Here is an 11850-nt window from a genome sequence, read left to right on the forward strand (position 1 = left end):
TGATCGTCGAATGTCTCGAGAACGAAGGCGTCACGCACGTCTTCGGCATCCCCGGCGAGGAGAACATCCGGTTGGTCGACGCACTGTCGCGATCATCGATCACCTATGTCCTCACCCGCCACGAGCAGGGCGCGTCGTTCATGGCCGAGGTCTACGGTCGGTTGACGGGGAAGGCCGGCGTGTGCTCGGCGACACTGGGGCCCGGCGCCATCAATCTGCTGCTCGGAGTCGCCGACGCCACCACGAATTCGACTCCCCTGCTTGCACTTTCGGCACAGGTGGGGATGCGGCGCAGCTACAAGGAATCACATCAGAGCGTTGACCTGGTGTCGATGTTCGCCCCCGTCACCAAATGGTCGGCGCTGGTCGCCACGTCGAGCTCGGTTCCGGAGATGGTCCGCAAGGCATTCAAGCTCGCGCAGACCGAACGGCCCGGCGCGGTCTACCTCGCCGTGCCCGAAGACGTCGAAGCCGCCGAGGCTCCCGAGGACTCCGCTCCCCTGCGCGTCAACGTGCCCCGGCCGGACGACCCGTCGGCGGCGCAGATCGCGCGGGCCGCGGAGATCCTGCAGTCGGCGCGCAATCCCGTCCTGCTCGCCGGCCACGGCGCGGCGCGCGGCGACGCGTCAGCGGCGGTGCGGCGGTTCGCCGAGTCCCTCGGTATGCCGGTCGCCACGACGTTCCACGGAAAAGGCGTCATGCCCGACGACCATCCCCTGGCGCTGGGCGCCGTCGGCTTCATGCGCCACGACTACGTCAACTTCGGCTTCGACCAGGCCGACGTCATCGTCGCCGCCGGCTACGAACTGCAGGAGTTCGACCCCGTCCGCATCAACCCGCGGGGTGACACCAAGATCATCCACGTGCACCGGTTCCCCGCCGAGGTCGACGCCCACTACGACGTCGCGGTGGGGTTGCACGCCGACATCGGGCGGTGCCTCGACGCGCTGGCCGCCGCGGTGGGTCGCGACGAGCCGTATTCGGTGGGCCACGAGCGGATTCGCGGCCTGCTGGCCGACGAACTCGACCGCGGCCGTACCGACGACAGCTTCCCCTTGGCACCCGCGCGCATCGTCGCGGACACCCGCGCGGCGCTGGCCCGCGACGACATCGCGCTGGTCGACACCGGCGCGTTGAAGATGTGGATGGCGAGGCTCTATCCCACCTATGAACCGAACACCTGCCTGATCTCCAACGGGCTGTCGACGATGGCGTGGACGGTTCCGGGCGGTGTCGCCGCGAAGATCGCCAGACCGTCGGCCAAGGTCCTCGTCGCGACCGGCGACGGGTCGTTCCTGATGAACTCGCAGGAGATCGAGACCGCGTTACGCCTCGGCACGCCGATGGTCATCCTCATCTGGGTGGACGACGCGTACGGACTGATCAGCTGGAAGATGGACCTGGAGATCGGCCACAACGTCGACACCCGCTTCGGCAATCCTGACTTCGTCTCTTACGCAGAGAGTTTCGGCGCCAAGGGCTATCGCATCTCGTCGGCCGACCAGCTGCTGCCCACTCTGCGGGAGGCGCTGGCCGACGACACCGTGAGCGTCATCGCCTGCCCCGTCGACTACAGCGCGAACAGTGCCCTGATCGCTTCACTGGGCGATCTCGACGAATCCTGGTCGTAGGGCACGGAGTCACCGACCCGTGCCCGCGCCGAACGGCTAGTCGACCTTCTCTTCGACGTCGTCGGGCTCCGCTTGGATGCGGGGCCCTTCGTCGTCTTCGAGGTTCTGCACCTCGGCCTCCTGGTCGCGGGCGAGCAGCACCCGGATGGCGCTGTTGAGGAACGCGACCGCGGGCACCGCGAGCAGCGCGCCGACGATCCCGGCCAGCACACCGCCGCCGGCGATGGCGAGCACCACGGCCAGCGGGTGGATGGACACAGCGCGCCCCATCACCAGCGGCTGCAGCACGTGCCCTTCGAGCTGCTGGACGGCCAGGATCAACCCGAGCGTGATCAGCGCGTAGACCACACCCTTGGTCAACAGCGCGACGATCACCGCGAGGAAACCGGTGACCACCGCACCGACCAGCGGGACGAACGCGCCGAGGAACACCAGGGAGGCCAGCGGCAGCGCCAGCGGCACCCCCATGATCGCCAGACCCGTGCCGATGCCGACGGCGTCGACCAGCGCGACGAGGAACGTCGCCCGCACGTAGCCGATGAGGGAGTGGAAGCCGGCGCGTCCGGCGCCGCGCACCCGCTCGCGCACGTCCGGCGGGAAGACCCTGGTGACGAAGCCGAAGATGTTGCGGCCGCCGTGCAGCAGGAAGATCAGCGTGAACAGCACCAGCAGTGCGCCGGTGACGATCTCGGTGATGGTGCCCGCCGTCGACAGCGCGCCACTGGTCAGCCGCTCCTGGTTGTTCTGCACCGCCTCGATCGCGGCGTTGCCTGCGTTGTCGATCTGTTCGCGGCTGAGGTTCAGTGGGCCCTCGACGAGCCACACCCGCAGGCCGTCGATGCTGCGGGTGACCTGTTCGCCCAGCGCAGGCATGCCCTCGATGAACTGGCTGACGACGAACGTCAGCAGGCCGCCGACGACCGCGATACCGGTGAGCAGCACCAGCGCGACCGCCCCGCCCCGCGGCGCGCCGCGGCGGTCGAGGAAGTCGACGGCCGGCATCAGCAGCGCCGCCAGCATGGTGGCCAGGGCCACCGGCACGAACAGGATCTCCAGCCGTTTGACCACCCACAGCACCGCGACGAGCGCGGCGAAGATGATCAGCAGGCGCCACGACCACGCGGCCGCCTTACGAACGAGTGGCGACACCGATTGATCGTCTGCGAAGACCGCGTCAGGCATTTGACGAGCGTAACCGCCGTCACTGCGGACCGACCGGTGGTGCGGCACGCCGTCGTACGGGGCCGGGAGCCCAAACCGCACCGTTACTCTGTAGGACGTGTCCCACGACGCGCCGGCGAACGACGCCAAGCGGCGACCGGCCAGCCCCGAGGGATCCACCCGCGGCAAGTACTGGTGGGTCCGGTGGACCGTCATCGCCGTCGCGGTCGTCGTCCTCAGCGTCGAGGTGGTCCTGGTCTGGGATCAGCTCGCCAAGGCGTGGAAGAGCCTCATCTCCGCCAACTGGTGGTGGGTACTGGCCGCGGTCGTCGCGTCGCTGGCCTCGATGCACAGCTTCGCCCAGATCCAGCGCACGCTCCTGCGGTCGGCGGGTGTGCACCTGCAGCAATGGCGTTCGGAGGCCGCCTACTACGCGGGCAACGCGCTGAGCACCACGATGCCCGGCGGCCCCGTGCTCTCCGCGACCTTCCTCTACCGCCAGCAGCGGATCTGGGGCGCCACCCCGGTGGTGGCGTCCTGGCAGCTGGTGATGTCGGGGGTCCTGCAGGGTGTCGGGCTGGCGCTGCTCGGACTCGGCGGCGCGTTCCTGCTCGGCGCGACCAAGAACCCGCTGTCGCTGATCTTCACGCTCGGCGGATTCGCGGCCCTGCTGGTGCTCGCCCAGGCCGTCGCGAGCCGGCCCGAGCTGATCGACGGAATCGGTGCGCGGCTGCTGTCCCGGTTCAACTCGCTGCGCGGCAGACCCGCCGACACCGGGTTGGCGAAGTGGCGGGAGCTGCTGGCGCAGCTGGAGTCCGTACAGCTGGGCCGGCGCGACCTCGGTATGGCGTTCGGCTGGTCGCTGTTCAACTGGATCGCCGATGTCGCCTGCCTGGCGTTCGCCTGCTACGCCGCCGGCGGCCATCCGTCGCTGGCCGGGCTGACCGTCGCCTACGCGGCCGCCCGTGCGGTCGGCACCATCCCGCTGATGCCCGGTGGGCTGCTGGTGGTCGAGGCTGTGCTGGTGCCCGGCCTGGTGTCGAGCGGGATGACACTGGCCGGGGCCATCTCGGCCATGCTGATCTACCGCCTGGTCAGCTGGATCTTCCTGGCCGCCATCGGATGGGTGGTGTTCTTCTTCATGTTCCGCACCGAGAGCGGCATCGACCCCGATGCCGGTGCCGATCCCCTCGCGCCCGGCCGACCCGGATGGACGTGACGTTTCATGCCTGACCGCCGCACCATCGTCGTCGCCCTGCTGACCGATCTGGTCTGCGTGGTGATCTTCTGCACGATCGGGCGCCGTAGCCATGCCGAAGGGCTCTCGGTCGCCGGAATCGCCGAGACAGCATGGCCTTTCCTCGCCGGCACCGCCGTCGGATGGCTGGCGGCCAGGGCGTGGCGACGCCCGCTCGCGCTCACCCCGACCGGGGTGCTGGTGTGGCTGTGCACGGTCGCGGTCGGCATGGTGCTGCGCAGGCTCAGCGGTCAGGGCGTAGCGTTCAGCTTCGTCATCGTGGCGTCACTGGTGACCGCGCTACTCCTGCTCGGATGGCGTGGTCTCGCAACAGCGTTGCGCCGCAAGCAAATTCAGCGCAGCTGAGTTTCGCTGCGCTCGGGTGAGGCCGATACGGTCAGCGTCGCGCGCAGGCCGCCGAGCGGGCTGTCCGCCAGTTCGATTGTGCCGCCGTGCAATTCGGCCTGCTGCGCGACGAGCGCCAGCCCCAGCCCCGAACCGCCCGGCGCGGCGGTGCTGCCCCGGCGGAACCGGCCGAGCACCGTCTCGTGCTCCTCGACGGGCAGCCCCCGTCCGTTGTCGTCGACGATGATCGTGAGCCGGCCGTTGGTGCGCTGCGCGGTGAGCACCACCCGGCTGGCCGCACCGTGGGCGATCGCGTTGCGCACCAGGTTGTCGACGGCCAGGCGCAACCCGTCCGGCCACCCCCACACCGTGCCGAGATCGTCGGCGTCCACCACGATCTCGACCTGCGGAGCCGCGCGCATGTTCTCCCGCGCCACGCGGTCCAGGGTGTCGGTGACGTCGATCGGTTCACGGTCCGCGGCCTGGGCCAGCTGACCGGACGCCAGCTGACCCAGCGCGGTGATGATCGCCTCGACCCGGCGCTGCGCCCGGGACAGATCCGCGACCACCTCGGCGCGTTCCTCCTCCGGCAGGTCGTGGATGCGCAGCGTGTCCAGGTCGGCGCGCATCGCGGTCAGCGGGGTGCGCAACTCGTGGGCGGCGTTGGCGGCGAAGTCCTGCGCGGCCTGCAGCGAGTTGGTGGTGGCCTGCTGCGCGGCGGCCAGTCGGCGCAGCATCGCCGACATCGCCTCGGAGAGCTCCTCGGCCTCCCGCGCGCCGCGCACTTCGGGCATCTCGTCGGTGCCCTTGCCGAGTTTGGAGGTCTGCTCGGTGAGTTTGCGCAGCGGCCGGATCGCGGGACCGGCGAGCAGCCAGCCCAGACCGCCGGCGATCAGCACCGTCACCGCACCGACCAGCACGTACTCCGGGATGCGGCCGCGGCTGAGCAGCAGGCTGTCGGCGCGGATGCCGATCGACACCAGCACGCCGCCCTCCTGGTCGACGGTCAGCGTGCGCACCCGGTAGTCCACCCCGTTGACCTGGACGGTCTCGGTGCCCGGCGGCAGCTTGGGCAGCTGGAAGCCGCGCTGGAACACCACCTGGCCGGTGGAGCGGGAGCGGCCGGTGGTCAGGACCCCGCGGCGGGGATCCTGCAGCTGCTCGGGGTACATGCTGGCGTCGACGATCGAGTCGAGCCGGCGGTCGAGCTGGGCGGCGTCGTTGTTGGCCAGCACCACCGAGGTGAGGATCGTGAACGCCGCCACGACGGCCGACGCGGCAGCCGCGGACGCCACGGCGACCCGGGTGCGCAGCGATGCCGAGCGGAACAGACGGGGCAACCACACGACGTCAGGGCTCGTCCCGCAACACGTATCCGATCCCGCGAACGGTGTGGATCACCCGCGGCAGACCGTCGCGTTCGAGCTTGCGCCGCAGATAGGAGATGAACACGTCGGCGACGTTGGTGTCGACGTCGAAGTCGTAACCCCACACCAGCTCGAGCAGCCGCTGGCGCGACAGCACCACCCCGTTGTTCTCGGCGAGGACGGCGAGCAGATCGAACTCGCGCTTGGTCAGCTCCACCCGCTCACCCTCGACGAACACCAGACGCCGGGCCGTGTCGATGGTCAGGGGCCCGACGGTCATGGTGTCCGACGCACGGTCGGAGTGGCTGGCCCGGCGCAGCAGCGCATGCAGCCGGGCCACCAACTCGCCGAGGTCGAACGGTTTGGTGAGGTAGTCGTCGGCGCCCGCCTCCAGACCGGCGATGCGGTCGTTGACGGTGTCGCGCGCCGAGAGGACGCAGATGGGGATGTCGTTCCCGAGCGCACGCAGCGCGGTCACCACGGCGACGCCGTCGAGTTCGGGCATCTGCACGTCGAGCACCAACGCGTCGTGCGACTCGGCGGACAGCAACCTCAGTGCTTCCTTGCCGTCCGCGGCAACGCGCACGTCGAACCCCGAATGCCTCAGTCCGCGAGCGACGGACGTCCGCACGTCGGGGTCGTCGTCGACCATCAGCACGGTGCGACCCGTGGTGTCATGCGCTGCGTGTTCGGGCTGCTCCCCGGATCCAGCCCGCACGCCGGGCTAAGGGGTGTCGTCGTCGGGCACCGTGGCGGTGCCGCAACGGTTCTTCAGGTCCACCAACGGCTGGCGGATGCCCGTCAGATCGGCCTTGACCTGCGGGTTGGCGTTGAGGTACTCCTCCACCCTGGTCCGGATCTGGTCGCGCGGCTGCCCCTCGAGGCTGGTGAAGAAGTCGTTCACCGGCGGATGGGTGAACAGATACGCGGAGGTGGACGCCGACACCCCGGAGGCCACGCCGGCCAGATCAGCGGCGGTGCAGTTCGGCGGCGGAGGCGGCGGCGGAGCCGGCTGGGCCATCGCGGCGGGGATCGCGCCGAACAACATCGCACCGGCAACCACGCCGGCGCCGGCCGCACCAGCTACCACACGACGTGCGGTACGGGCAGGAAGCAACATGGACATGCTCCTTCATCTCAGTGAGAGGCCGAAACCACAATGGTTATCGCCACACCACAGCTAATCAGAATCCCCAGTGAGTTTCTTGCCTTACCCGCAAAGAGCAGGGAGAAAGTCGGAAAACCGCAGCTGGAGTGATCATGATCGCCGCGGGGTTCTAGCGGTGCGTGGCCGCACCGGAACCGGGCTGCGCGCCGGCCCCCTGCGTCACCGCGGTCGCCGGTCCGCTCGACGCCGGGGACACCGCACCCGCCGCGGGCAGCGTCGCACCGCTCTGCTGCGCGGCCTGCATGAGGCCGAGGACCTGGGGGATGGTGACCGGCAGCTTGCACCGCCCGGACAGACTGGTCAGCGGCTGCTGCAGCTTCTGCATGTCCGCGCCCACCTCGGGGTTGGCGTCGAGGTACGACTTGAGCGCCACCAGCGAGGCCGGTCCGCCCTGTTGCTGGGCGATCGTGGTCAGCGCCTGATCGGTCTCCGGGTTCGCGGCGAGATAGTTGGAGGTGTTGGTGGCCACGGCGGCGACGGTCTTCGCCACCTGGCTGGCCGCGCACGGATCGGGGGCCGCGGTCGCCGGCGTCGCGGGCATGGTCAGCGCCGCGACGCTCACGCCACCGGCGGCGGTGACGGCGAAGGCAGCGTAGAGGCTTCTGCGCAGGGCGATCGATTTCATGGCACTCCTCGGAGGGTTCGGGTGTCCCGCCGGGCGACTCGCAACGCCGTCGACGGACGTCCCAGTGGTCCCCCGACGCATGGACAGCCGACGGTCATCCTGCCATCCGTGCGGCCGAGCCCGCCAATCCGAACAGCGGCCCACCCGCCGGCGGCGGCCGGCGTAACGCCCCGGGGCCCGCGCGCGAGATCGAATTAGAGCAGGTTAAAGGCTTGGTTACAGCTTGCTCGCAGCTGAGTTGAGGGCGGCGTACCCTACCGCACGCTGGGGTACGCTCTCGCTCATACGGGCCGCGAAACGCCGGGAAGATCTTCGGGAGACGCCATCCAGCAGTTCATGATGCGCTTGAGCAGCAACCTGCGCAGATTCCGCTGGGCGGTCTTCGGCGCCTGGGTGCTGCTCCTGATCCCGTCGATCTACCTCGCGCTGAACCACTCGTCGAATCTGACCGGCGGCGGATTCGAGGTCGAAGGCTCGCAGTCGCTGCACGTGCAGTACGAACTCGAGGACCACTTCCCCGACCAGGGCGCCTCGCCGCTGGCCCTGGTGGCCGCCCCGCGCGCCGACGCCTCCTACGACGACATGAACGCGGCCGTCGCGCACCTCGAGCAGATCGCCGCCGGGGTGCCCAGCGTCACGATCAGCCCGAACCCGCAGCAGCCGGCGCCGCAACCCGACCGGCCGTATGTCATCACGCTGTCGCTGGACTTCAACAACACCGGCGCCACCGACGTGGCCAAGGACCTGCGCACGCGCATCGGAATCCACGGCGAGGAGCCGGGCGAATTCCGCGACGGCAAGGTCAAGATGTACGTGATCGGCCAGGGTGCGCTGGGCGCGGCGGCCTCCCAGGCCATCAAGACCGACATCGCCCAGGCCGAACAGTGGAACCTGCCGATCGTCCTGATCGTGCTGCTCGCCGTCTTCGGGTCGTTCGCCGCCGCGGCGATGCCGCTGCTGCTCGGCGTGTGCACGGTGGCCGTCACGATGGGGCTGGTCTACCTGCTGTCGACGATCACCACGATGTCGGTGTTCGTCGCGTCGACGGTGTCGATGTTCGGCATCGCGCTGGCCGTCGACTATTCGCTGTTCATCCTGATGCGGTTCCGGGAGGAACTGCGCGCGGGCCGCGACCCGCAACAGGCCGCCGACGCGGCGATGGCGACCTCCGGGCTGGCGGTGCTGCTGTCGGGCATGACCGTCATCGCCTCGGTCACCGGCATCTACCTGATCAACACCCCCGTGCTGACCTCGATGGCGACCGGCGCGATCCTCGCGGTCGCGATCGCGGTGCTGACCTCGACGACGCTCACCCCGGCGGTGCTGGCGACGTTCGGGCGGGCGGCCGCCAAACGCTCGTCGTACCTTCACTTCTCCCGCAGGCCCGACACCACTCAGTCGCGCTTCTGGACCCGCTGGACCGGGTGGGTGATGCGCAGGCCGTGGGTGGCGGCGACCGCGGCCACCATCGTCCTGCTCAGCATGGCCGCGCCGGCCTTCATGATGGTGCTCGGCAACAGCATGCAGCGGCAGTTCGAGCCGACCCACGAGATCCGCGGCGGCGTCAACGCCGCCGCCGAGGCGCTGGGCCCGGGTGCGCTCGGTCCGGTCCGGGTGCTGGTGACGTTCCCCGACGGCGATGCCGAACCGGTGGCCGCATCGGCGGCGGGCAAGGAGCCGACGCTGGAGGCGGTGCGGGCCGAGATGGCCAAGGCGCCCAACGTCGCGACCATCACGCCCGCGGAGTTCAGCGACGACTACCGCAGCGCGCTGCTGTCGGCCGTGCTGACCGTGGACCCCGAGGACATGGGCGCCCGCGAGACCGTCGACTGGATGCGCGCCAACCTGCCCAAGGCCGCCGGCCCCAACGTGTCCGTCGACGTGGGTGGCCCCACCGCGCTGATCAAGGATTTCGACGACCGGGTGTCCCACACGCAGCCGCTGGTCTTCCTGTTCGTCGCGCTGATCGCGTTCCTCATGCTGCTGGTGTCGATCCGGTCGGTGTTCCTCGCACTCAAGGGCGTGCTGATGACCGTGCTGTCGGTCGCCGCCGCCTACGGCAGCCTGGTCGCGGTCTTCCAGTGGGGCTGGTTGGAGCCGCTGGGCTTCGAACGCATTCCGTCGCTGGACAGCACGATCCCGCCGCTGGTGCTGGCGATGACGTTCGGTCTCTCGATGGACTACGAGATCTTCCTGCTGACCCGCATCCGCGAGCGTTTCCTGCAGACCGGTAACACCCGCGACGCGGTCGCCTACGGCGTGAGCACCAGCGCCCGCACCATCACCAGCGCGGCGCTGATCATGATCGCGGTGTTCATCGGTTTCGCATTCGCCGGGATGCCGCTGGTGGCGCAGCTCGGCGTGGCGTGCGCGGTGGCGATCGCCGTCGACGCGACCGTCGTCCGGTTGGTGCTGGTGCCTGCGCTGATGGCGATGTTCGACCAGTGGAACTGGTGGCTGCCCAAATGGCTGGACCGCATCCTGCCGTCGGTGGACTTCGAGAAGCCGCTTCCCAAGGTGCAGATCGACGACCTGGTCATCATCCCCGACGACATCTCGGCGCTCGGACCGTCGGGCGCCGACCTGCGCGGAATGGTGAAATCCGCGGCCCGCATGAAGACGCTGGCGCCCAAGACCGTCACCGTCGCCGATCCGCTGGCGTTCAGCGGCTGCCAGCCGATCAAACAGCGGATGGTGGCGCGCAACGGCGGCGACCAGACGGTGAAGCTGCGCACCGGCGGCGGCTTCCGGCGCGGCGGCCGCAACGGGCACGCCGACGGTAACGGGTCGACCGTGCGCACGACGCTGCCGGTGCATCCGGTCACGCTGTGGCGTGGTCGGCTGTCGGTGGCGCTCGACGCGCTGGAGACCGCCCAGCAGACCGAGGCCGAGATGCACCAGCCGCCGGTGGAACGGCGGGGCCCGGTGGAGACCACCAATGTCCAACTGCCCACCGGGGACCGGCTGCAGATCCCCACGGGTGCGGAAACCCTGCGCTTGAAGAGCTACCTCATCATGTGCCGCAACAGCAGCCGCGACTATGCGGAGTTCGCCGATCTGGTGGAGTCGATGGAAACACAAACCGCCGCAATCGTGCTGTCCGGGATGGACCGGTATTACTGTGGTCAACAGCCGAAGAAGCAGTGGGTGGCCACGCAGTTGGTGCGCCGCCTGGCCGATCCGCAGCCGTCCGATGAGCACGACGTCGCGATCTCGGACCCGGACGCCGAGTCCGACTGGGCATTGGTCAGGCAGCGTTGCCTGTCGGTGGCCGTGGCAATGCTCGAGGAGGCGAGGTGACGTTGACGAGCGACGCGCGGGAGACCCGCCGCGACGCTGCATCCGCCGCGACCCGTCCGCTCACGACGGCGTCGCGGCGCGCGTCGATCGACGACCGGCCCGTGGAGTTCTGGTCGACCGCCGCCATCCGCGATGCGCTCGAGACCGACGACCTCACCGTCTGGCAGCGCATCGTCACGGCGATCAAGCGCGACCCCTTCGGCAGAACGGCACGTCAGGTCGAGGAGATCCTCGACAAGGCGCCGCCCTACGGGGTGTCCAAGGCGCTGGCCGAGGTGCTGGTGCGGACCCGCGAGCAGATGGCGGCCGCCGAACGCACCGAGGTCGGCCACCACGTCCAACTGCTGCTGAACCGATCCGGGCTGGGCGCCCCGGAATTCGCGTCGCGCATCGGTGTGGCGGTCGACGAGTTCCAGAGCTACCTCGACGGCGAGGTCAGCCCGAGCGCGTCGCTGATGATCCGGATGGGCCGGCTGTCGGACCGGTTCGCCAAGATCCGGGCGCAGCGCGCGAACAATCCGCGTTGACGCCGCGGCGAGCGGGAATGCTTGCGATATGACCGAAACCGCTGAGTGGACCGAACCCGAGCACGACGACCTGCGGCGCATCATGCGCGAGGCCCGCACCGTCGCGGTGGTGGGCGCGTCGGCGAATCCCATGCGGCCGAGCTACGGCGTGTGGGACTACCTGCGCTCGGCCAGCCACTACGAGCTCTACCTGGTGAATCCGACGGTCAGCGAGATCGACGGCACGCCGGTGTATCCGTCGCTGGCCGATCTACCCGTCGTCCCGGACATGGTCGACGTCTTCCGGCGACAGAGCGAACTACCGTCGGTGCTGCGCGACGCCGTCGCGGTCGGGGCGAAGACGCTGTGGCTGCAGCAGGGACTGTGGGACGAGGAGATCGCCCGCCAAGGTGTCGCCGCGGGCATGCAGGTCGTGATGGACCGCTGCCTCAAGGTCGACTACGCCCGCCTCCTGTAGGGATTTCGGCGTGCGTGGTCGCGCTGAGCGCA

The 11850-nt window shown here is 69.5% G+C and carries 11 protein-coding genes; 6 read left to right on the plus strand and 5 right to left on the minus strand.

The window, feature by feature from the left end:
* The first annotated feature begins 2 nt into the window (after nt 1-2).
* Nucleotides 3-1631: an acetolactate synthase large subunit gene (locus G6N30_RS19925; RefSeq protein WP_197906179.1), complete on the plus strand. Its 1629-nt coding sequence runs from the start codon at nt 3-5 to the stop codon at nt 1629-1631.
* A 36-nt stretch (nt 1632-1667) separates the two neighbouring features.
* On the opposite strand, the gene G6N30_RS19930 is transcribed toward G6N30_RS19925, so the two are convergent.
* A complete protein-coding gene (locus G6N30_RS19930; RefSeq protein WP_134058333.1) occupies nt 1668-2813 on the minus strand; it encodes an AI-2E family transporter in 1146 nt (381 codons plus the stop codon).
* A 97-nt stretch (nt 2814-2910) separates the two neighbouring features.
* Here G6N30_RS19930 and G6N30_RS19935 point away from each other — a divergent pair, with 97 nt between their 5' ends.
* Together G6N30_RS19935 and G6N30_RS19940 are read left to right on the plus strand one after the other, a co-directional pair.
* On the plus strand, nt 2911-4011 hold the full coding sequence (locus G6N30_RS19935; RefSeq protein WP_134058334.1) for a lysylphosphatidylglycerol synthase transmembrane domain-containing protein: 1101 nt from the start codon (nt 2911-2913) through the stop codon (nt 4009-4011).
* 6 nt (nt 4012-4017) lie between these two features.
* Complete coding sequence (locus G6N30_RS19940; RefSeq protein ID WP_134058335.1) at nt 4018-4395, plus strand: DUF3054 domain-containing protein; 378 nt, start codon at nt 4018-4020, stop codon at nt 4393-4395.
* Here the strand turns inward: G6N30_RS19940 and G6N30_RS19945 are convergent.
* From G6N30_RS19945 to G6N30_RS19960, 4 genes are all read right to left on the minus strand, one after another.
* On the minus strand, nt 4383-5720 hold the full coding sequence (locus G6N30_RS19945) for a HAMP domain-containing sensor histidine kinase (RefSeq protein WP_134058336.1): 1338 nt from the start codon (nt 5718-5720) through the stop codon (nt 4383-4385). The genes G6N30_RS19940 and G6N30_RS19945 overlap by 13 nt on opposite strands.
* Before the next feature lie 4 nt (nt 5721-5724).
* A complete protein-coding gene (locus G6N30_RS19950) occupies nt 5725-6459 on the minus strand; it encodes a response regulator transcription factor (protein WP_134058338.1) in 735 nt (244 codons plus the stop codon).
* A 6-nt stretch (nt 6460-6465) separates the two neighbouring features.
* Nucleotides 6466-6861, minus strand: coding sequence for a heme-binding protein (locus G6N30_RS19955; RefSeq protein ID WP_163687693.1), 396 nt, complete (start codon nt 6859-6861; stop codon nt 6466-6468).
* A gap of 157 nt (nt 6862-7018) precedes the next feature.
* Entirely contained in the window at nt 7019-7534 is a 516-nt protein-coding gene (locus G6N30_RS19960) for a hemophore (RefSeq protein WP_134058339.1), read from the minus strand.
* Between the two features lie 336 nt (nt 7535-7870).
* Here G6N30_RS19960 and G6N30_RS19965 point away from each other — a divergent pair, with 336 nt between their 5' ends.
* Genes G6N30_RS19965 through G6N30_RS19975 form a run of 3 tightly spaced genes read left to right on the plus strand, consistent with a single transcriptional unit; the run spans nt 7871 to nt 11818 of the window.
* Nucleotides 7871-10834 carry an MMPL family transporter gene (locus G6N30_RS19965; RefSeq protein ID WP_134058341.1) on the plus strand — a complete coding sequence of 988 codons (2964 nt, stop codon included), beginning with the start codon at nt 7871-7873 and terminating at the stop codon, nt 10832-10834.
* Entirely contained in the window at nt 10831-11361 is a 531-nt protein-coding gene (locus G6N30_RS19970; RefSeq protein ID WP_134058343.1) for an XRE family transcriptional regulator, read from the plus strand. Before G6N30_RS19965 ends, G6N30_RS19970 begins: the two co-directional genes overlap by 4 nt.
* Before the next feature lie 28 nt (nt 11362-11389).
* A complete protein-coding gene (locus tag G6N30_RS19975) occupies nt 11390-11818 on the plus strand; it encodes a CoA-binding protein (protein WP_134058345.1) in 429 nt (142 codons plus the stop codon).
* The last annotated feature ends 32 nt before the right edge of the window (nt 11819-11850 follow it).

It is taken from the genome of Mycolicibacterium litorale (assembly GCF_010731695.1).
In the GTDB taxonomy this organism is placed as follows: Bacteria; Actinomycetota; Actinomycetes; order Mycobacteriales; family Mycobacteriaceae; genus Mycobacterium; species Mycobacterium litorale.